Origin of the sequence: Salinimicrobium catena (genome assembly GCF_900102915.1) — a bacterium.
GTDB lineage: Bacteria > Bacteroidota > Bacteroidia > Flavobacteriales > Flavobacteriaceae > Salinimicrobium > Salinimicrobium catena.
On the sequence record NZ_FNGG01000007.1, the window covers coordinates 11130 to 31468 of the forward strand.

Genomic DNA, 20339 nt, shown 5'->3' on the forward strand with positions numbered 1-20339 from the left:
AGAAAAATATTTTCCTGATTCTCAGAAAAATATCGTTAAAATTTTCTAAATTTAGATCCTTAATCTTTTCATTTCGAACGATGCGGAAAATTTCCTTCCTCGTTCTCCTCGGGTTTTTTACTTCCCTACTTACCGCCCAGGAGAGATCTTATCCTGTTTCCACCATAGATAATTCTCTATTCGAAAATGCGAATGCAATTATTCGCAATGATGAAATTGAAATTGAGGTTACAGCAATTAATAAAATGTTCATTAGAACCGAACGAACAGTCACTGTTCTTAATGAACTTGGAGAAGAATTGATTTGGGCCGGGGAAGTGTATGATGATGACATCAAAATCAAAAAGCAGGAAGCATTAATTATCGATCAGGACGGAAATGAGATAAAAAAATTTAAAAAAAAGGATTTCCAGGACAGGAGTTTGGTCACAGGGGCAACACTTATCTCTGATGCCCGAATAAGTTACATTGATTACTCACCAAAGGTATATCCTTTTACTGTGCAGTATATAAGTGAAGTACAAGCCGAGAGTACTATCTTCATTAAAGACTGGTTTCCTGTTAACTCATATTCCCTGAGTGTTGAAAAATCTATTTACACACTGAGGAATCCGGCGAAAATTCCAATTCGATTTTTGGAAAAAAATCTTTCATCTCATAAAATTGAAAAATTCACTTCGGAGTTTGAACTTGAATACTTGGTCGAACACTTACCAGCCTATAAATTCGAAAAATTCAGTCCCGGCATAAAAGAATTTGCTCCTTTGGTAAAGGTTGCTTTAAATCAATTCTCCCTTGTTGGAGTTAAGGGACAGGCAGAAAACTGGACACAATTGGGAAAATGGCAGTACGATAATCTGTTAGATAAGAAAATGGAACTTTCTCCTGAGACCGTAAGGAAAGTGAAGGACCTTACTGAAAATGCTACTGATGTTCGTGAAAAAATCAAATTAATCTATAATTATGTGCAGGAAAACACTCGTTACGTAAGTGTGCAGCTTGGAATTGGAGGCTGGGAACCAATGAGTGCTGATGAGGTAGACCATCTTAAATATGGTGATTGTAAAGGACTGACTAATTATACCAAAGCATTACTGGCCAGTCAGAATATTCCTTCTTATTATGCTGTGGTCTATGGTGGAAGAGAACTGAAAGATATTGATGAAGAATTTGCTTCAATGGAAGGTAACCATGTTATTTTAAATGTTCCATATGAGCGTGAAAATATTTGGTTAGAGTGTACCAGTCAGACAAGCCCTTTTAATTATCTGGGAGGATTTACAGATAATAGAAAGGTATTATTAATTAAGTCCGATGGTGGTGAGATCATGGAAACTACAAAGTACACTCCCTCAGACAATCTAACAGAGACCAAAATCTCTGTTACTATTGATGAAACCGGGAACTTTAATGCTCAATTGCATAGGGAAAGTTTTGGGGTTCCGTATGGCCTTATTTATCCCGTTTCCGATCTCGATAGGTCCAGTAAAGAGTTGTACTATAAAAAAGAATTTGGACATCTAAAAAATCTTAAAATAAAAGAGATCAACCATACAAATGACTATTTACACCCTAAGTTTCTGGAAGATCTTAAAGTCTCAGGAAGTAAATATGGTTCTGTTTTGGGTAAACGTCTGTTACTTCCGCTAAACTTCACAAATCTTCCTGCTTTAAATTTGCCACGCTCTTCTAATCGGGAACGGCAGGTAGAAATTAATAGAGGCTTCTCCTATAAAGATCATTTCCAATTTATTCTGCCCGGCTCCTCAATTCTTGAGTTTATCCCCAATAACACTATCATCGAAAATGAATTTGGCTCTTTCAGGATCGAGATAGAATATGCACAAGTTGATGGACAGAACATGCTGATAGTGGAAAGAAGTTATGTTCTGCAGGATGGAAAATGGCCTGCTAAAAAATATGAAGAACTAAGAGACTTCATGCTTAATATAAATTCTTTAAGCAATCAAAAAGCTGTGATTGTATTAACCGATTAATTTGACTCTATGAAAAAAATCTACACATTACTCTTAATGGCTTTCATAACTTCTGGAATATGGGCTCAAGATTTTAAATTCGGTAAAGTTTCAAAAGAAGAACTGGAGGAAAAAAAGCATCCTCAAAACAAGGAAGCCCATGCCGCCGTTCTTTACAGAAGCCAAAAGGTCTATTACGACTTTGATGAAAGAAGCGGATTTACCGTGAATACTGAGGTGCACGAACGGATAAAGATCTATGATAAGGAAGGATTTGACTGGGCCACTAAAGAAATTTCCTACTATCGTAACAATAATGGAGAAGAAAAAATTTCGAATTTAAAAGCTTATACCTATAACTTAGTTGAGGGTGAGGTTATTGATGAAAAACTTCGCAACAATGGAATCTTTCAGGAAGAAGCATCCAATTATAAGCTGAAAACAAAATTTACCATGCCTGCTATTAAGGAGGGGAGTGTAATAGAGTTCAGATACACATTGAGATCTCCATTTATCACTACCATTGATGTAACCCCGCTGCAATACACAATTCCTTTAAATAAAATAGACTTTGAGATTAAAATCCCGGAATTCTTTGGTTTCAGATTCCATTTTAATCCCCGATCTTCTATTTATTTCAAAATAGACACAGCGTCCGAAAATTTCACCTATAAAATAACAAAACAGGTTAGAGAAGGTGGGACTCGTTGGAATCCTGTCAGGCATTCTACTAGAACTGCAAAGGTCGATTATCTACAAAATGTTTATTCTATCCAGGAAGAAAATATACCTGCTCTGAAGAAGGAAAGCTATGTTGATTATTTGGAGAATTATGCAGCATTTATTAAGTGGGAACTTCAATTTACCAAGTTTCCCAATTCTCCCCTTGAAAATTATGCGCAAACCTGGGAAGGAGTTACCAAAAGTATATATAATGATGCTGGACTCAATAAAGAACTACAGAAAACAGGATTTTTTGAAGATGATCTAGATGCTTTATTAGTAGGACTTGTTGATGAACCTTCAAAAGCCAGGGCAATTTTTGAGTATGTGAGAAAAAAAGTCAAGTGGAATGATTATTTGGGTTTTATAGCAGAAAACGGTGTGAAAAAGGCTTATAAAGAAGGACAGGGAAATGTGGGGGATATAAATCTTTTATTAGTGTCAATGCTCAGTTATGCAGGTATACAGGCAGATCCTGTACTAGTAAGTACCCGAAATAATGGTATCCCGCTTTTTCCTACTCGTACTGGTTACAACTACGTTATAGCAGGTATAAGTAGTGTAGAAGGTACCGTTCTTCTTGATGCTTCAGATCCTACAGTAGGATATGGAGAATTACCAGATAGAGCAAGAAATTGGCAGGGAAGGATCATTAGAAAAGATGGTAGTTCTGATTGGGTTAATCTAAGTCCAACCTACATCTCTGAAAATTCCCGAACTGTAAATGTCAAACTTTTAGAGGATTTAAATGTGGTAGGGAAATGTATTAAAAAGATGAGTGGATTAGAAGCAAAATCATACCGGGATAGTTTTGCTCCACTTGCCACGGATGAATATATAAAAATTCTTGAAAAGGATAGAGGTGATTTTATAGTTACTGAAGTCAGCAATGAAAACAAGGGTTCTGAACTAATAGAGAATTACTCATTTGAACTGAAAGATGCAGTAGAGAATATAAGTGATCAGATATATCTGAAGCCTTTGTTGTTTACTTCTTTGAGTGAAAATCCGTTTAAGGCAGAAGAAAGAATCTATCCCATATTTTTTAATTATCCAAAAGTGGAAAGTAACACAATAAACATGATGATTCCGGATGGGTATGAGGTAGAACATTTGCCAGAAAGCGGAATATTGAACTTTAAAGATGGGGCTATTACCTATAAATTTCTTGTGACCCAGAATGGTAAGTACCTGAGGATTGAATCTATACTGGATATTAACGAAATTGTTTTTAATCCAATTGATTACAAAAACTTAAAGGATTTCTATTCATTGATGGTAGAAAAACAGACAGAAGCTATAGTTTTGAAGAAAATTTAGAAATGAACATACAAGACGCGCAAAAAGCGGTAGACGACTGGATCAAAGAACACGGGGTGCGCTACTTTAACGAGTTGACCAATATGGCCCAGCTTACCGAAGAAGTTGGAGAGGTGGCCCGTATCATTGCCCGCCGCTATGGGGAGCAAAGCGAAAAGGAAAGCGATAAGGCCAAGGACCTGGGTGAGGAGCTGGCAGACGTGGTCTTCGTAGTGCTTTGCCTGGCAAACCAAACCGGCATCGACCTGCAGGAGGCTTTTGATAAGAAGCTTGACCTTAAGACCAAAAGAGATAAAGACAGGCACCATAACAATGAAAAACTTCAATAATGGGAATTTTCGACAATTTTAAAAACCCTGATTTTTGGAAGAAGACGCTTCAGCTGGCGCTGGTTTTCTTTCTTCTATTTGTAGGGATCTCCTTGATCATTTCCCATTTCAGGCAGATCGTGTCCGGAAATTTTGCGGCTATTTATGAAGAAGAATGGGCGAACGGGCAGTGGGTGAACTATTTTCTGATCAAAGCTGTTATTTCTCTGGTGTATGCCATTTACATGACCAGCCGCAGAAAGAACTTTAAAACCGAATAATAGCTATGGATGTGCAGCTTTCTTTTTCTTCTGAAAACCTTCTTGGAGACGTGCAGATCACCGGTTCCAAAAGTGAGTCAAACCGGCTGCTTATCCTGCAGGCACTTTTTCCGCAGATAAGCATCAGCAATTTGTCCAACAGCGATGACACCCGGGTGCTTGAAAAGGCGCTGAGGTCGCGAGAAGGAGAGATCGACGTACATCACGCGGGGACTGCAATGCGTTTTCTTACCGCATATTTTGCTTCAAAAGAAGGAAGAGAGGTGGTGCTCACCGGTAGCGACCGCATGCAGGAACGCCCAATTAAGGTGTTGGTGCATGCCCTTCGGCAATTAGGCGCAGATATCACCTATCTTAAAAAAGAAGGTTTTCCTCCCCTGAAAGTAGTCGGAAAAAAGCTTAGCCTCAATGAGGTGACAGTAGAGGCGAACATCAGCAGCCAGTATATATCGGCGTTGATGTTGATCGCGCCTTCGCTGCCAGGCGGACTAGTGATCAACCTGGACGGAAAGGTAACTTCTGAACCCTATATACAGATGAGCCTGAAATTGCTGGAAATCTGTGGCATTAAAGGAAAATACGAAGAAAACCAGATCACTATAGAAGCGGCAAATGATCTTCCTCCGGTAGAGGTTAATGTGGAATCGGACTGGAGTTCAGCTTCCTATTTTTACAGCATGGCAGCTTTGAGCAGGGAGGCCAAAATAAGCCTGTCCAGTTTCAGGGAGTTCAGTTACCAGGGAGACCGGGCGGTAGCCGGCATTTATCGACAGCTGGGAGTGGAAACCGAGTTTGAAGAGGGACGTATCATCCTTAGAAAAGTACCTTTTAAAAAGCCGCGTTCTTTTGAGCTTGACCTTGCTGACAGTCCTGATCTTGCCCAGACCATTGCCGTCACCTGTTTCGGGCTTGGATTGAGGTGTGACCTGACAGGCCTTCACACGCTACGCATCAAAGAAACAGACCGCTTACAGGCCTTAAAGAACGAGCTTACAAAACTGGGAGGTAAAGTGGAGATCACTGCAGATTCTTTTCATCTTCAGGCTTCGGAAGGAATAAAATCTGGTACAAAAATTGAAACATATAATGACCACCGCATGGCTCTCGCCTTTGCAGCACTCAGCGTAAAAACGCCAATGGAGATCGCAGATGCAGAAGTGGTATCAAAATCCTTTCCCGGCTTTTGGGAGGATCTGGAAAAGCTTGGTTTTTCTGTAAAGAATAGATGCTAATACTGAAATTCTTCAATTATTTTCCGCTGAGAGCACGCGTGGATTAACAGTTTTATTAAATAACTCTGCATTTACTTGACAACCCCTATCTGTGGGTCGTATATTTGCAGCTTTAAAAATCTATCTTACATATGGGAATGAAATTATCACACTTCAATTTTGATCTTCCGCCCGAACTGTTGGCAGAATATCCATCAGAACACCGCGACGAAGCTCGTTTAATGGTGTTGAACAGGAAAGATCAAACAATTGAGCACAGGCAGTTCAAAGATCTTATCGACTATTTTGAACCGCATGATGTGATGGTATTGAACAATACCAAGGTTTTTCCGGCGCGTCTCTTCGGAAACAAGGAAAAAACCGGCGCTCGTATTGAAGTGTTCTTGTTGAGGGAATTGAATGCCGAAACCCGTTTATGGGATGTGCTGGTTGATCCTGCCAGGAAGATCAGGATAGGGAACAAGTTGTATTTTGGAGAAGACGAATCTTTGGTAGCTGAAGTGATCGACAATACCACTTCACGAGGAAGAACCCTTAGATTCCTTTACGACGGTTCTTACGAAGAATTCAGAAACAAACTTACCGAGCTTGGGGAAACCCCACTTCCGAAATATATCAAAAGGGAAGTGCAGCCAGAAGACCAGGAAAGATATCAAACCATCTATGCCAAGCAGGAAGGTGCCGTAGCGGCTCCAACTGCCGGACTTCACTTCTCAAAGCACCTTTTGAAAAGGCTTGAGATCAAAGGAATTGATTTTGCCGAAGTTACTCTTCACGTTGGCTTGGGAACCTTTAGCCCGGTTGAAGTGGAGGATCTTTCCAAACACAAAATGGACAGCGAGGAGGCCTTTATTGAGAAGCCTGCTGTTGAGACCATCAACAAGGCGATCAACGAAAAACGCAAGGTTTGTGCAGTAGGTACAACCGTGATGAGATCGCTTGAAAGTTCGGTTTCTTCTAACAAGACGCTAAACGAATTCAGCGGATGGACGAACAAATTCATCTTTCCTCCGTACGACTTCAGCATCGCGAACTGTATGATCACCAACTTCCATACGCCAAAGTCAACTTTGTTGATGATGGTTTCCGCTTTTGCCGGTCATGATTTCATGAAAAAGGCTTATGAAGAAGCGGTTAAGGAAAAATACAAGTTCTATACTTACGGGGACGCCATGTTGATCCTTTAGAAACAGTGGCCAGTGCTCAGAGGGCAGTGGACAGTGAATAATTTTAAACCTGCAAGGTCTGTTTTGACCTTGTAGGTTTTTGCTTTTTTGAAAAGGAGGATATTTTCGTCTGGTCCAAATATAGAATCTTGAACTTTAAATCTTAAATCCTAAAAGCGGCTAACTTATTGATACTCAAAAATGACATTTTTGGAGATCATTAAAATCTAATTTAGTTTACTACTTTTGCAGCGTGAAAAACGGAAAGAAAGACATACGGGCATTGACCAAGGAACAATTGCAGCAATTCTTTGTTTCGCAGGGCGATAAGTCCTTCCGCGGAACCCAGGTATACGAATGGCTGTGGGGCAAAGGCGCCCATTCCTTCGACGATATGACCAATATCTCTAAAGAGACCCGTCAAATGCTGGATGATAACTTTGTGATTAATCACATTAGGGTTGACCAGATGCAGCGCAGCAGTGACGGTACCATCAAGAATGCGGTGAAATTACATGATGATCTTACCGTTGAATCTGTGCTCATTCCCACCCCCAGCAGGACGACTGCCTGTGTTTCCTCGCAGGTGGGCTGCAGTCTGGACTGTAAATTCTGCGCTACCGCCAAACTGAAGCGAATGCGTAACCTGAATCCGGACGAGATCTACGATCAGGTGGTGGCCATTGACAACGAGAGCAGACTGTATTTTGATAAACCGCTTTCAAATATCGTGTTCATGGGGATGGGAGAACCGCTCATGAACTACAACAATGTACTCAAAGCAATTGAAAAGATCACTTCACCTGAAGGCTTGGGTATGTCTCCAAAACGAATTACCGTTTCTACTTCGGGGGTGCCAAAAATGATCAAAAAAATGGCCGATGAGGAGGTGAAGTTTAAGCTTGCCGTTTCCCTGCATTCAGCAATAGACGAAGTGAGAACCTCAATAATGCCCTTCAATGCCACTTTTCCGCTGAATGATCTGCGTGAGGCCCTGGAATACTGGTATGCGAAGACCAAAAGCCGCATCACCTACGAATATGTAGTTTGGAAAGGCATCAATGATCGCCGTAAAGATGTAGAGGCACTGGTGAAATTCGCCAAATATGTTCCCTGTAAGGTTAATCTTATTGAATACAATCCTATAGGAGACGATCATTTTAAGCAGGCTCCTGATGAAACCACCGATATGTATGTACGCGAACTGGAAAGGAACGGGATCACCGTTACCGTAAGACGTTCGCGTGGAAAGGATATCGACGCGGCCTGCGGACAGTTGGCCAATAAATCCTGATACTTCTATTTCGGAAAAGGCGAAGTGTTAAATCCCACAGGATTTAATTATCTTAGCTGCCCGAATGAAGATAATTTCCAAAATAAAGCTTCCGGTTGAGCAAGAGATGGAACTTTTTGAAAAGAAGTTCACTCAATCCATGTCTTCACAGGTAGCCCTTCTTAACCGCATTACCCATTTCATTGTAAACCGCAAGGGGAAGCAAATGCGTCCCATGTTCGTTTTTCTGGTCGCCAAAATGGTTTCTGAAGGAAAGGTGAACGAACGTACCTATAGGGGAGCGTCGGTAATTGAGCTTATTCACACCGCCACGTTGGTTCATGATGATGTGGTGGACGATTCCAACCGCCGCCGCGGGTTTTTCTCCATAAACGCGCTCTGGAAGAACAAGATCGCCGTGTTGGTCGGAGATTACCTGCTTTCCAAAGGACTCCTGCTTTCCATTGATAACAATGACTTTGACCTGCTGAAGATCATTTCGGTCGCGGTACGGGAAATGAGCGAAGGCGAATTGCTGCAGATAGAAAAGGCCCGTCGCCTGGATATTACGGAAGAGGTTTACTACGAGATCATTCGGCAGAAAACCGCTACTTTGATCGCTGCCTGTTGCAGCTTGGGCGCAGCTTCGGTAAAACCCGATTCCGAAGAAGTGGAAAAAATGCGTCATTTTGGGGAGCTCATAGGAATGGCTTTCCAGATCAAGGATGATCTTTTCGACTACGGAAGTGAACGTATAGGGAAACCCACCGGGATCGATATCAAGGAGCAGAAAATGACTCTTCCCCTGATCTATACCCTCAACAACGTGACCGATAAAGAAAAAGCCTGGCTTATCAATTCGGTAAAAAATCATAATAAGGACAAGAAAAGGGTGAATGAGGTTATCGCTTTCGTAAAAGACAACGGCGGACTTGAATATGCGGTTGCAAAAATGAAGGAATTCCAGGAGCAGGCCCTTTCCATTCTAAATGATTATCCGGATTCTCCCTACAAAGAATCCCTGGAGCTTATGGTCAACTACGTAATCGAGAGGAAGAAGTAGGTCTATATTTCAAATTCTAAGCACCAAGCACCAAGCATTTACCCGCCGGAGCTTTAGCGTAGGAGGGCCAAATTCCAAATTTTGCGAGACTGATTTTCATGAGTTAATTGAAATTCCTGTATTCTAGGCTTATTTTTTATAAGAGACTTCGACCTTTCCTCCTTTCAGTCGGGCTCAGTCTGACATTCCGTTTCAAAAACATATTCGAAAAAAAATATTCCCCTCAGGCAACCTTTTGTAAATTAATTGCGTCTATGTTAATAGAAGGCCTTTTTAAAACTGACAGGTGAAAGTAATTCAACTTTTTAAGAACGAAGCTCAACTTATAAAGCGTGCTGCCAAAAATAACCGGGAAGCGCAGCAGAAGCTTTATGAACGGCATTCTCCTAAGATGCTGAGCGTTTGCCGGCAATACGTAAAGGACCTGCATGATGCTGAAGAAGTGATGCTGAATGGGTTTCTGAAAGGTTTTAATCATTTGTCAGATTTCAGGAATGACGGCAGTTTTGAAGGCTGGATGCGCAGGATCATGGTAAGGGAGGCGATCAGCTTTCTTCGGAAGCAGAAGAAGATAGAGTTTGCAACCGACTTTTCAGAAGAAGTTGCAGCCTTTTCAGATCCGATTACTTCAGGGTTCAATGCGGCTCACATTCAGGAGTTGATCGATAGTCTGCCGGAAGGCTACAGGATGGTCTTCGTAATGTACACTGTTGACGGGTATAAGCATTCAGAAATAGCAAAAATGCTGAAGATCTCTGAAGGTACTTCGAAATCGCAACTTTTTAAGGCCAGGAAGGTCCTGCAGGAGAAATTGGAACAGGAAAACAAGACAGGTTATGGAACCGAAAAGATTTGAAGAACAAATAAAGGAGCAGCTGCAAAAGCGTGAGATAAAACCTTCTGCTCGAAGCTGGGAAAAGCTTGAAGCCGGCCTGGAGCAGGAAAAGAAACCTTCCGGAGTTCGTTTTTGGTGGACAGGGGCAGCGGCGGCCATCGCCGGGGTGTTCTTCTTTTTAGGCACCTTGGTCAACGATCCCGGTACTCCGGCAGTAGTTGAAGAATCCCCGAAGGATGTGAGGCCGAAGGAAATGTTCGAAAAGCCTGAAGAAGGAATTATGGTCGCTTCGGAAGAACCGGAAAAAGAAGAGGTTTTGAAGACTGAGGTTCTTCCGCAGAAAAAACCGGCACAAAAGATTGATAGAATCGCAGAGGTGACCCAACCTGTGAAGCCGGCTGAAGTGGAGCCGATTTTGATTTCCGAAGTCCGGGCAGAAAAACTCATTGCTGAAGCGGTACCAAAACCTGCGCCGGTGAGCGATGCCGAGGTCGAGGCGCTTCTAAACACGGCCATGGCCGAACTGGAGCAGCAAGAGGCTGCTTATGCTGTACAGCCTGTCGATGCCCAGGAACTGCTGCAGGAAGTGGAGCGGGAACTCGACCGCAACTTCAGGCAAAAGGTGTTCGAAGTTTTAAAAGAAGGATTTTCCAAGGCCAGGACTGCCATGGCAAACAGAAATTATTAATAAACATCAATCATCAAAAATGCCTTTTTTGCCTCTCATTTTTGGAGAGGCAAAACAAAGGCCTAAACCATTCACATTATGAAAAGAATTACTTTTTACGCGCTAGTGTTCCTGATCAGCTTTTCCGTAAACCCGGTAGAGGCTCAGGAAAAGAATACCTCAGAAAAAATAGAGATCCTGGAAAAGAAACGGGAAGCGATCATTTCCGAAGAAAAGAAAGCTCTTAAAAAAGATGTGGAATTGATCAACCTTCGGTATGAAAAGAAGGAAATAGATTGGGAAGAAGCGGAGAAATTAAAGAGCGAGGCGGCTAAAAAGCACGCCAAAAATATTAAGGACAGGACAGCTGCACTTGACAGGCAACTGGCTGAACTAAAACAGGAAGATAGCGGCGGAACAAATTGGGAAGATGAACACGAAGATGAAGATGACGACTGGTACCATAAAAGCCGTTACAGTCGCACTACCACCCATCTCGTACTGGCGGCAGGTTTCAATAATGCGCTTCTGGACGGGCAGTCATTAAACGATTCAGACTTTAAAGCAGGTGGCAGCCGTTTCTTTGAAATTGGCCTGGCCTGGAGAACCCGAGTCTTTGAAAGATCGAACTGGTTGCGCTTTCGATATGGATTTTCATTTCAGTTCAATGGCCTGAAGCCAACCGACAACAGGTATTTTGTACAGACTGGAGAATTGGTTCAACTACAGGAATACCCGCTCGACCTGGAAAAGTCAAAATTCAGAATGGATAACCTGGTATTCCCGGTACACTTCGAATTTGGTCCTTCAGAAAAGATCGAATCAGAGAGGAGCGTGTGGTTCTCTACCCGCAACAAGATCAAAGTAGGGCTGGGCGGTTATGCCGGATTCAATCTGGGAGAGCGCCAAAAACTGAGGTTTGAAGAGGAAGGGGAGAATGTCAAGAAAAAACTGAAAGGAGATCACAACACCAATGACTTTATCTACGGACTTAGCGGTTACCTGGGCTGGGGTGCGGCCGCTTTGTATGTAAAATACGACTTGAATCCGATTTTTGACGATCCTAATCCTGAATTGAATAACGTATCTATTGGGTTGAGGTTTGACGTGAATTAGAGCTGAATTTGAATTAGTTAGGTAAGGGTTGTCACAAGTGTTGGCAACCTTTTTCTTTTATGCGTACATTTGACAAAATTCTAGCCCAAATTTTTTGATCTCAAAGAATACCATAGACCGCGTTTTTGAAGCTGCCCGAGTAGAAGAAGTGCTCGGCGATTTTGTGAACCTGAAGAAGTCGGGGAGCAATTTCAAAGGCCTTAGTCCCTTCAGCGATGAACGCACACCGAGTTTCATGGTGTCGCCGGTGAAGCAGATCTGGAAGGATTTTTCCAGCGGAAAAGGCGGAAATGTCGTCGCCTTTTTGATGGAGCATGAGCATTTCACCTACCCCGAAGCCATTAAATACCTGGCGAAGAAATACAATATTGAGGTCGAGGAAACCGAGCAGAGTCAGGAGCAGAAGGAGCAGGCCGATGAGCGGGAGAGCATGTACCTGGTTTCGGAATTTGCTGCTAAATATTTCCGGGATACGCTTCTAAGAACTGAACTGGGAAAAGCCATTGGACTTAGTTATTTCAAAGAGCGCGGCTTCACAGATGAAACCATTGAAAAATTTGGCTTGGGATATTGCCTTGACGAATGGGATGCCTTTACTTCAGAAGCCATTCGAAAAGGTTACAAACTTGAGTTTTTGGAAAAAACCGGGCTCAGCATTGTAAAAGGGGAGAAGCAGTTCGACCGATTTAAGGGGCGGGTAATGTTCCCTATTCAGTCTATGTCGGGACGGGTGCTCGGTTTTGGCGGGCGAATTCTTACCAGCGACAAGAAAGCTGCCAAATATCTCAATAGCCCGGAAAGTTCGATCTACCATAAGAGCAAGGTGCTTTACGGGATCTATCATGCCAAGCAGGCGATCGCGAAAGAAGATAACTGCTTTTTGGTAGAAGGGTATACAGATGTGATCCAGTTCAACCAGGCGGGGATCGAGAATGTGGTATCTTCTTCGGGTACGGCGCTCACCCCGGAACAGATAAGGCTGATCAACAGGCTTACGAAGAATATCACTGTTCTTTTCGACAGTGACGCTGCAGGACAGCGGGCTTCCCTTCGGGGAATTGATCTTATCCTGGAGCAGGGCATGAACGTGAAGGTATGTGCTTTTCCCGACGGGGAAGATCCCGATAGTTTCGCGAAAAAGCATTCAGAGGAAGACATCAGGCTGTACCTGAAAAACAATTCCAAAGATTTTATCGAGTACAAGGCTTCCCTTTTGATGGAGGAGGCGCAGAACGATCCCGTGAAGAAAGCTTCGTTGATTCGCGATATGGTGGGGAGTATCTCCAAGATCCCAGATCATATTCAGCAAGAAATATATGTGCAGGAGACTTCCCGTATCATGGACATTTCTGAAGAAGTGATCTTCAGCACCCTGGCCCAAATGGCCGGTGGTGCAGCTAAGAAGTCTGCGCCAAAGAAGACGAAGAGTTTTGAAGTGGTGCGGGAAGATGGTGCACCCAGGACAAAAGTTGATGAACTTTATGTGCTGGAAAGAAAGATCATAAGCTTGTTATTGCTGTACGGACCTATGGAGGATGAGTTCGAAGATATGGTTCTCAAGATCAATGATAAGGGAGAAATGGAGCTGGAGCCGGAGATCCAGAAGGCAAGGGTATTCGAAAAAGTATTTTTGGACCTGCAGGAAGATGAGGTGGCTTTCGCTAATGAGAATTTCAGAAAGATCTATCAGCAGGTGATCTCAAAATTCCAGGAAGAGGAGCAATTTTCCCTGGAGACCTTCATCAATGAAATGCCTGCGGAAAATTCTTCCGAAGTCACGAACATCCTCATGGAGGAAGAGCAATATGTGCTTCATGACTGGGAACGCATGGAGATCTTTGTAAAAGATAAAAAAGCCGGAATCGGCCGGTTGGTGAACGAAACCATCTTGTCCCTTCGCCGTTACCTGGTGAATCAGAAGATCAATGAGCTTAACCAGGAGGTGAAACAGGCCCCTGCCGAAAGAGCACAGGAGATCCTTCAGGATATCATGGATTATTTATCCCTCAAAAGAGTACTTTCCAATAAGCTGAACCGCGTTATGTAGTTCGCAGCTGCAACAACCTGCTTTGATTGATAAGATCGGCCAGGTTGTCAACCCGTAGTTTTTTGAGCAACCGCGTTTTGTAGGTGCTCACCGTCTTTTCATTGATGTCAAGAGCTTCGGCGATGTCTTTGTTCCTTTTTCCGGTAGAAAGCAGGTTGAGAACCTCGATCTCCCTTGTGGAGAGTTTCTTGTAGCGTGATACCAGGTTGTTGGATCTGGTGGTTCCCGAATTGATCTTGTCGCTGATCTCCTTGTTGAGGTAAATACCACCCCTTGCTACCTGGTAAACAGCTTCCTGAAGAGTTTCGGTAGAAGCGGTCTTGGAAAGATAAGCGGCAGCACCGGCCTTGATGGCGTTAAGCGCGTACATTTCTTCCGGGTGACAGCTAAGTATAAGGATCTTTGTTCCGGGATGTTCAGATTTTATGGTACGCAGGGCAGTGATTCCATTAATTTCGGGCAGATCGATTTCCATGATAAGCACATCCGGATTCTTGCTCCGCAGCGCCTTAAAAAGGTCTTTTCCATTCGTCACTTTCCCTACCACTTCATAAACCCCTTCTCTTTCTAAAAGAGAGGAAATTCCCATTCTTGTAATGGGATGATGGTCTGCTATTAATATTTTTGTCATTGTTTGAATTTTAGCACAAAGAATTTCATTGCGGGGGTACTGTAAAATTCTGATTTATAGTTTTAAATAAGCTAACAGGAGGATTATGAAAGTTAAAACCTTATTTTTTGATGAACCAATTTATTCGATAAAGGGCAATTATTTTAGATGAACAGGGATCTCGCAAACCGGGATCGGTACCATCTTATGCTTGTTGGCCCTGTTCCTCATCTTGTAGATCCTGAAGGCTTCCTGTTCTCTTCCTGTAAAATCCTCTTCTGTCTTTCCTTTTTCTTCCATTTCCATGGCCCATTCCAATTCGGCATAGGTCGCACCGATCTGTTCTTCATCGGTACGGCTGTCGCCAAACAGCCCGTCGGTAGGTTGGGCGTTCACGATCTCGTCAATAATGCCCATTTTTCCGGCCATTTCATAGACCTCACTTTTCATAAGATCGGCCAGCGGACTTAGGTCCACTCCGCCATCACCATATTTGGTAAAGAATCCAACGCCAAAATCTTCCACTTTATTGCCGGTGCCGGCCACCAAATAATTATGCAGTCCTGCATAATAGTAAAGCGTGGTCATCCTTAACCTGGCCCGGGTATTGGCAAGGGCAAGTTCCTGTTTGGGACTGGCTTCAATAGAAGGGACTGCTCTTTTAAAATCCTCAAAAACACTGGTGAGATTGGTTCTTACATCGCTCACATTGGCGAAATTTTTCTTCAGGTTCTCAATATGCAGTTTTCCTCTGGAGACTTGTTCAGGTGCCTGGTGTATAGGGAGTTCCACACATAGGGTGCGGAGTCCGGTACGGGCACACAGGGAAGAAACAACGGCAGAATCTATTCCGCCGCTGATGCCTACCACGAACCCGTTCATTTTGGCCGAGGTGGCGTATTCTTTTAACCAGTTCACTACATATTCTATAACTTTTTCGGTTTGCATTCGTTGGGCGATTTAAGCTGGAAATAATATCTTTGTTAACAAAAATAAACTTTAAGCTTAATTATTTAAAGCTTCCCCCGTTAAACCCTTCTTAATTCTGATTAATGCTGAAAAAACTCATTTTTTGCTCTGTTTTTTTAATCTTGATAAGTTGTGTCGAAGAGGATCAAACTGAGAAGGAAATAGCTCAAATTCCGGTCGAGCTTGAAGTGACGAGATTTGATGAACGGTTTGCTATGGCTACGGAAGACAGCCTGGAAAACCTGAAAAAAGAGTTTCCGTATCTTTTTCCTAAGCGATTCCCAGATTCTGTTTGGGTGGAGAAAATGACCGACACCATTCAGCTGGAACTGAATGAGGCAGTTGCTTCTGAATTTCCTGACCTGAAGGATACCCGGGAGGAACTGGAGAGGCTTTTTCAGCATATCAAATATTATTTTCCTGCAAGTGAGCTGCCCGAAGTAGTTACGCTGACCTCTGATGTGGATTACCGCAACCAGGTGATCTGGACCAATGAAGTGCTGCTTATCGCACTGGACACCTATCTGGGGGAAGATCATGAGCTGTACGTGGGAATAGAGCAGTACATCAGCAAAAACCTTAATAAAGGACAGATCGTGGTGGATGTGGCAGGCGCTTTTGCCGAAACGGAGCTCAAGAGACCTTCGTCCCGTTCTTTTTTGGCAAGCATGATCTACTATGGTAAGATCCTGTACCTCAAAGATAAATTAGTGCCGTTCAAGACAAAGGCCGAAAGGATGGGATACAGCGAGAAGGAACTGGAGTGGGCCCAGGCCAATGAAGACCAGATATGGCGCTATTTTGTGGAGAAAGAACTGCTGTATTCGTCAGATCAGCAGCTGGGACCGAGATTTCTTTTTCCGGCGCCATTTTCGAAGTTCTACCTGGAGCTGGATAATGAAGCACCGGCCAGACTGGGACAGTACATTGGCTGGCAGATCGTGAGACAATATATGAGCAAAAACGAGGTTTCTTTAAAAGAAATGCTGCATGCAGATGAAGAGACCATTTTTAAACAATCAAATTATAAACCGAGTAAGTGATGGCTAAATTCAAGGAATCAAATATCAATATCAAAGTGGCGCTGGATGAGAACCGGGTGCCCGAAGAACTACAGTGGAGCGCCGAAGACGGCGGAGTGGAAAACCAGGAGGCTAAGGCTATGTTACTCTCCATGTGGGACGCTAAACAAAAGGAAACGCTGAAGATCGACCTGTGGACCAAAGATATGCCGCTTGACGATATGAAGATGTTCTTTCACCAAACCCTGGTGACCATGAGCGATACTTTTTACCGCGCCACGCAAGATGAAAAGATGCGAGACACCATGAAAGATTTCTGCGACTTCTTCGCAGATAAGATGGACCTAAAGAAAAAGTAAAAGAGAGGCGGGAAGAAATTTCCGCCTTTTTTATTGTGCGAATTGAGAATTGATCCTGTCTATATAGTCCAGGACTTCATCTCTTCCCATTCCGCTGGAAGAAGAGGTAATAAAATACTGTGGCATCTCTGTCCAGGTCTGCAGCATTTCTGCCTGGTAATCATTGATGTTCCTCTCAAGCGCCTTCGGCTTTAATTTATCGGCCTTGGTATAGATGATGCAAAAGGGAACCTGATGTTCCCCCAGCCATTCCATGAATTCAAGGTCAATAGGCTGAGGTTTATGCCTGCTGTCAATAAGAACAAAGGCGCAGATCATTTGCTCCCGCTTCTCAAAATATGCGGTGATGAACTTCTGAAATGTCTTTTTAGCTGATTTTGATACCTGTGCGTAGCCATATCCCGGAAGATCCACAAGATGCCAGCTTTTGTTGATCAAAAAATGGTTGATGAGCTGAGTTTTCCCGGGGCGGCCCGAAGTCTTTGCCAGGTTCTTTCTTTCGGTTAGCATGTTGATGAGGGAGGATTTTCCCACATTACTTCTGCCAATAAAAGCGTACTCCGGCAGCCTGCTGTCGGGGCATTTAGCAACTTCAGAATTGCTGATAACGAACTCTGCAGATGTGATCTTCATAACCTTAGTAGTTACGGTCGCTCAACCACTTGTAGAGGATCTCGTTGAAAGCAGAAGGATGCTCCATCATGGCAGCGTGTCCGCATTTCTCGATCCAGAACAGGTCGGCATCAGGTAATAACCTGTAAAAATCTTCGGCAACTTCAGGCGGCGTTACGTTGTCATTTCGACCCCAGATGATACAGGTAGGTGTGGTCATTTTTGGGAGGTCCTTTGACATGTTGTGCCTAATTGCCGATTTTGCGATGGCCAGGGTCTTGATAAGCTTGTTGCGGTCATTCACCGTTTCAAAAACATCGTCAACGATCTCCTTGGTAGCCACTTTAGGGTCGTAAAATACGTTCTCGGCCTTTTTTCTGATGTATTCGTAATCTCCGCGTTTGGGGTAGCTTTCTCCCATTGCGCTTTCGTAAAGACCGGAACTTCCGGTAATGACAAGAGCCTTTACATATTCCGGGTACATTTTGGTGCCTAAAAGGGCAATGTGCCCCCCAAGGGAATTTCCGAGTAAAATGACCTCTTTAAAAGCTTTATGGTCAATGAATTCCTTTAAATATTTGGCAAAATTAGCAACGCTGGTTTTCAACAGCGACAGTTCGTAAAGCGGAAGTTTAAGGATGATGACCTTATATCCTTTCTTAGGGAAAAAATCCAGAACACCTTCAAAATTGCTCAGACCTCCCATTAACCCATGCAGGATAATTATCGGTGTGCCTTCTCCCTCCTCTACATAGCTGAATTTTCCTTCTTCCCTTAAATTATTTTTCATTGGTTGCCTTTGCTGTTAGCTTCGCAAATATAGCGAATTCGATACAAGTATAAAGATTTTAGCTTAGTCTCGTAATTTTTGAGAAACGATTTTGAAATTTTTATAAACACCGAAAATCTTCTGCTTTATAATTTTTTTAACAAAAAATCGCCACAACTGAAACGTCTTCAAGCAGTTGGTTTCTCTGAGACTTTCGCTTGCGGAATGGGAAAATTTATTAACAATGTGGTAAAAAGTGGTAAAAAGTGGTTTAAATTTCAATATATTTGACTCGTAAACTGATCTTGTGGTAAATCTCATCGGCACATACGAATGCAAGGTAGACGCGAAAGGGCGGCTCATGGTCCCTGCGGCTATGAAGAAGCAGCTCCTGCCGGTACTGCAGGATGGGTTTGTGCTCAAAAGATCGGTTTTTGAACCGTGTTTAGAGCTGTATCCCATGGAGCAGTGGAACAACGTGATGAAGCGGGTGGGAAAACTTAACCCGTTTAAAAGACAGAACAATAATTTCATTAGAAAGTTTACAGCCGGCGTGAAGGTCGTGGAGGTGGATTCTAATGGGAGGTTACTTATTCCTAAAGACCTTATCGGGTTCGCTGGAATTGAAAAAGAGATCGTTTTCTCTGCCTCGGTGAACAACATCATCGAGATCTGGGACAAACAAAAATATGAAAGTGCCATAGACGGGGGTGAGGATTTCGCTGAACTTACAGAGACCGTAATGGGAAATTTTGGTGAAGATGAACTATCATAATCCGGTATTGCTGAAGGAGACCGTAGACGGTCTCAACATACAGCCTAATGGGGTGTATGTTGATGTGACCTTTGGCGGCGGCGGTCATTCGCGCGAGATCCTGAAAAGGTTAGGGCCTGAAGGGAAACTGTACGCCTTTGACCAGGATAAGGATGCGCTTGAAAATGCCATTGATGATGACCGGTTCACGCTGATCAATGAAAACTTCAGGTTCATAAAAAGATTTTTGAGGTTTCACGGGGTGCGGAAGGTGGATGGGATCCTTGGGGACTTCGGGGTTTCCAGTCATCAATTCGATGTGGCCGAAAGAGGATTTTCCACTCGCTTCGAATCCAGGCTGGATATGCGAATGAACCAGCAGAGCAACCTGAGCGCGTTTGAAGTGGTGAATCAGTATGAGGAAAAGCAGCTGCGTGATGTGCTTTATAATTATGGAGAGCTTCGGAATGCTCCCAAGATCGCGAGGACTATTGTCTCTGCAAGAAAAGAAGGAGAGATCGCTACCAGTGAGCGGCTTAAAGAGGTGTTGCAGCCTTTTTTGCCTGCCGGCAGAGAGCACAAGGTCCTGGCGCAGGTGTATCAGGCAATTCGAATTGAGGTGAACCAGGAGATAGAGGTGTTGAAGGAATTCCTTTTGCAGACCGAAGATCTATTGAAACCAGGAGGCAGGCTGAGCCTGATCTCCTACCATTCGCTGGAAGATCGGTTGGTGAAAAGATATATTAGGAGCGGCATGTTTGAGGGGGAGCCTGAAAAGGATTTCTACGGAAATATTTCGGTGCCGTTCAAGAAAGTGGGGAAATTGATCGTACCTACTTCCGAAGAAATAAAACAGAACAACAGGGCGAGGAGTGCCAAACTCCGTGTCGCCGAAAGAATATAGCGGTAGCGGGAAAAATGAAGCAAGGGATCTACGATATATTAAAAGGTAAATTTTTAGTCAGTAACGACGCGTTCAATAACTGGCGTTTTATATTGTTCTGTACTGTGCTTGCCATTATCATGATAGGGAGTTCGCACAGTGCCGAAAGAAAAGTGCACGAGATAGCTCGGCTAAATGATGAAGTGAGGGAGCTGAGAAGTGAGTTCGTGGATATGCGGTCGAACCTGATGCGGCTTAAGATGGAATCTACCATCAGCCGAAGAATGGCAGGCAGAGGGATCAAACCTTCTGAAGTGCCGCCAACGAAAATTGTGATCAAAGAAAAAGAATAAC

At 43.3% G+C, this 20339-nt stretch carries 21 protein-coding genes; 17 read left to right on the forward strand and 4 right to left on the reverse strand.

Going from position 1 to position 20339, the window contains the following annotated elements:
- Positions 1-80: 80 nt before the first annotated feature.
- The 12 genes from BLS64_RS12120 (at position 81) to dnaG (ending at position 14007) form a co-directional block, all read left to right on the forward strand.
- Positions 81-1997, forward strand: coding sequence for a transglutaminase-like domain-containing protein (locus BLS64_RS12120; RefSeq protein ID WP_093113880.1), 1917 nt, complete (start codon positions 81-83; stop codon positions 1995-1997).
- A gap of 9 nt (positions 1998-2006) precedes the next feature.
- Positions 2007-4019 (forward strand): DUF3857 domain-containing protein, encoded by a 2013-nt coding sequence (locus BLS64_RS12125; RefSeq protein ID WP_093113878.1) that lies wholly within the window; start codon positions 2007-2009, stop codon positions 4017-4019.
- A gap of 2 nt (positions 4020-4021) precedes the next feature.
- A complete protein-coding gene (locus tag BLS64_RS12130) occupies positions 4022-4348 on the forward strand; it encodes a nucleotide pyrophosphohydrolase (protein WP_093113877.1) in 327 nt (108 codons plus the stop codon).
- Positions 4348-4608, forward strand: coding sequence for a hypothetical protein (locus tag BLS64_RS12135; RefSeq protein WP_093113875.1), 261 nt, complete (start codon positions 4348-4350; stop codon positions 4606-4608). Before BLS64_RS12130 ends, BLS64_RS12135 begins: the two co-directional genes overlap by 1 nt.
- A gap of 5 nt (positions 4609-4613) precedes the next feature.
- Positions 4614-5840, forward strand: coding sequence for a 3-phosphoshikimate 1-carboxyvinyltransferase (locus BLS64_RS12140; protein WP_093113873.1), 1227 nt, complete (start codon positions 4614-4616; stop codon positions 5838-5840).
- 131 nt (positions 5841-5971) lie between these two features.
- Positions 5972-7027 carry a tRNA preQ1(34) S-adenosylmethionine ribosyltransferase-isomerase QueA gene (queA, locus tag BLS64_RS12145; protein WP_176763477.1) on the forward strand — a complete coding sequence of 352 codons (1056 nt, stop codon included), beginning with the start codon at positions 5972-5974 and terminating at the stop codon, positions 7025-7027.
- A gap of 232 nt (positions 7028-7259) precedes the next feature.
- Positions 7260-8300, forward strand: coding sequence for a 23S rRNA (adenine(2503)-C(2))-methyltransferase RlmN (gene rlmN / locus BLS64_RS12150; RefSeq protein ID WP_093113872.1), 1041 nt, complete (start codon positions 7260-7262; stop codon positions 8298-8300).
- A gap of 64 nt (positions 8301-8364) precedes the next feature.
- A complete protein-coding gene (locus tag BLS64_RS12155; RefSeq protein WP_093113870.1) occupies positions 8365-9342 on the forward strand; it encodes a polyprenyl synthetase family protein in 978 nt (325 codons plus the stop codon).
- Between the two features lie 286 nt (positions 9343-9628).
- A complete protein-coding gene (locus tag BLS64_RS12160; RefSeq protein ID WP_093113869.1) occupies positions 9629-10198 on the forward strand; it encodes an RNA polymerase sigma factor in 570 nt (189 codons plus the stop codon).
- Positions 10179-10865 (forward strand): hypothetical protein, encoded by a 687-nt coding sequence (locus BLS64_RS12165; protein WP_093113867.1) that lies wholly within the window; start codon positions 10179-10181, stop codon positions 10863-10865. Before BLS64_RS12160 ends, BLS64_RS12165 begins: the two co-directional genes overlap by 20 nt.
- A 78-nt stretch (positions 10866-10943) precedes the next feature.
- On the forward strand, positions 10944-11960 hold the full coding sequence (locus BLS64_RS12170; protein WP_093113865.1) for a porin family protein: 1017 nt from the start codon (positions 10944-10946) through the stop codon (positions 11958-11960).
- Between the two features lie 94 nt (positions 11961-12054).
- Positions 12055-14007: a DNA primase gene (gene dnaG, locus BLS64_RS12175; protein ID WP_093113864.1), complete on the forward strand. Its 1953-nt coding sequence runs from the start codon at positions 12055-12057 to the stop codon at positions 14005-14007.
- Here dnaG and BLS64_RS12180 read toward each other — a convergent pair.
- Complete coding sequence (locus BLS64_RS12180; RefSeq protein ID WP_093113862.1) at positions 14000-14638, reverse strand: response regulator transcription factor; 639 nt, start codon at positions 14636-14638, stop codon at positions 14000-14002. The two genes, dnaG and BLS64_RS12180, sit on opposite strands and share 8 nt — an antisense overlap.
- A gap of 138 nt (positions 14639-14776) precedes the next feature.
- Complete coding sequence (gene nadE, locus BLS64_RS12185; RefSeq protein WP_093113861.1) at positions 14777-15565, reverse strand: NAD(+) synthase; 789 nt, start codon at positions 15563-15565, stop codon at positions 14777-14779.
- Positions 15566-15669: 104 nt separating this feature from the next.
- Here nadE and gldB point away from each other — a divergent pair, with 104 nt between their 5' ends.
- Entirely contained in the window at positions 15670-16629 is a 960-nt protein-coding gene (gldB, locus tag BLS64_RS12190; RefSeq protein WP_093113859.1) for a gliding motility lipoprotein GldB, read from the forward strand.
- Positions 16629-16967 carry a gliding motility protein GldC gene (gene gldC, locus BLS64_RS12195; protein ID WP_093113858.1) on the forward strand — a complete coding sequence of 113 codons (339 nt, stop codon included), beginning with the start codon at positions 16629-16631 and terminating at the stop codon, positions 16965-16967. Before gldB ends, gldC begins: the two co-directional genes overlap by 1 nt.
- A 30-nt stretch (positions 16968-16997) precedes the next feature.
- On the opposite strand, the gene yihA is transcribed toward gldC, so the two are convergent.
- Both yihA and BLS64_RS12205 read right to left on the reverse strand, forming a co-directional pair.
- Positions 16998-17600 (reverse strand): ribosome biogenesis GTP-binding protein YihA/YsxC, encoded by a 603-nt coding sequence (gene yihA, locus BLS64_RS12200; RefSeq protein WP_093113856.1) that lies wholly within the window; start codon positions 17598-17600, stop codon positions 16998-17000.
- Positions 17601-17604: 4 nt separating this feature from the next.
- Entirely contained in the window at positions 17605-18369 is a 765-nt protein-coding gene (locus tag BLS64_RS12205) for an alpha/beta fold hydrolase (RefSeq protein WP_093113855.1), read from the reverse strand.
- A gap of 286 nt (positions 18370-18655) precedes the next feature.
- Between BLS64_RS12205 and BLS64_RS12215 the strand changes: the two genes are divergently transcribed.
- From BLS64_RS12215 to BLS64_RS12225, 3 genes are read left to right on the forward strand one after another with little or no spacing between them, the layout of a single operon-like run.
- Positions 18656-19123: a division/cell wall cluster transcriptional repressor MraZ gene (locus BLS64_RS12215; protein ID WP_093113852.1), complete on the forward strand. Its 468-nt coding sequence runs from the start codon at positions 18656-18658 to the stop codon at positions 19121-19123.
- Positions 19110-20006, forward strand: a complete 897-nt coding sequence (gene rsmH, locus BLS64_RS12220) for a 16S rRNA (cytosine(1402)-N(4))-methyltransferase RsmH (RefSeq protein ID WP_093113850.1) — start codon at positions 19110-19112, stop codon at positions 20004-20006. Before BLS64_RS12215 ends, rsmH begins: the two co-directional genes overlap by 14 nt.
- Before the next feature lie 14 nt (positions 20007-20020).
- Positions 20021-20338 (forward strand): FtsL-like putative cell division protein, encoded by a 318-nt coding sequence (locus BLS64_RS12225; RefSeq protein WP_093113849.1) that lies wholly within the window; start codon positions 20021-20023, stop codon positions 20336-20338.
- Position 20339 lies beyond the last annotated feature (1 nt).

Excerpts from the sequence above, each read along its gene's own strand:
- BLS64_RS12140 (WP_093113873.1), top strand. The coding sequence starts at position 4,614 with ATGGATGTGCAGCTTTCTTTTTCTTCTGAAAACCTTCTTGGAGACGTG.
- queA (WP_176763477.1), top strand. The coding sequence starts at position 5,972 with ATGGGAATGAAATTATCACACTTCAATTTTGATCTTCCGCCCGAACTG.
- BLS64_RS12135 (WP_093113875.1), top strand. The coding sequence starts at position 4,348 with ATGGGAATTTTCGACAATTTTAAAAACCCTGATTTTTGGAAGAAGACG.
- BLS64_RS12170 (WP_093113865.1), top strand. The coding sequence starts at position 10,944 with ATGAAAAGAATTACTTTTTACGCGCTAGTGTTCCTGATCAGCTTTTCC.
- BLS64_RS12155 (WP_093113870.1), top strand. The coding sequence starts at position 8,365 with ATGAAGATAATTTCCAAAATAAAGCTTCCGGTTGAGCAAGAGATGGAA.
- BLS64_RS12125 (WP_093113878.1), top strand. The coding sequence starts at position 2,007 with ATGAAAAAAATCTACACATTACTCTTAATGGCTTTCATAACTTCTGGA.
- BLS64_RS12165 (WP_093113867.1), top strand. The coding sequence starts at position 10,179 with ATGGAACCGAAAAGATTTGAAGAACAAATAAAGGAGCAGCTGCAAAAG.
- gldB (WP_093113859.1), top strand. The coding sequence starts at position 15,670 with ATGCTGAAAAAACTCATTTTTTGCTCTGTTTTTTTAATCTTGATAAGT.
- BLS64_RS12205 (WP_093113855.1), bottom strand. The coding sequence starts at position 18,369 with ATGAAAAATAATTTAAGGGAAGAAGGAAAATTCAGCTATGTAGAGGAG.
- BLS64_RS12120 (WP_093113880.1), top strand. The coding sequence starts at position 81 with ATGCGGAAAATTTCCTTCCTCGTTCTCCTCGGGTTTTTTACTTCCCTA.
- gldC (WP_093113858.1), top strand. The coding sequence starts at position 16,629 with ATGGCTAAATTCAAGGAATCAAATATCAATATCAAAGTGGCGCTGGAT.
- BLS64_RS12180 (WP_093113862.1), bottom strand. The coding sequence starts at position 14,638 with ATGACAAAAATATTAATAGCAGACCATCATCCCATTACAAGAATGGGA.
- yihA (WP_093113856.1), bottom strand. The coding sequence starts at position 17,600 with ATGAAGATCACATCTGCAGAGTTCGTTATCAGCAATTCTGAAGTTGCT.
- BLS64_RS12225 (WP_093113849.1), top strand. The coding sequence starts at position 20,021 with ATGAAGCAAGGGATCTACGATATATTAAAAGGTAAATTTTTAGTCAGT.
- BLS64_RS12130 (WP_093113877.1), top strand. The coding sequence starts at position 4,022 with ATGAACATACAAGACGCGCAAAAAGCGGTAGACGACTGGATCAAAGAA.
- rsmH (WP_093113850.1), top strand. The coding sequence starts at position 19,110 with ATGAACTATCATAATCCGGTATTGCTGAAGGAGACCGTAGACGGTCTC.
- nadE (WP_093113861.1), bottom strand. The coding sequence starts at position 15,565 with ATGCAAACCGAAAAAGTTATAGAATATGTAGTGAACTGGTTAAAAGAA.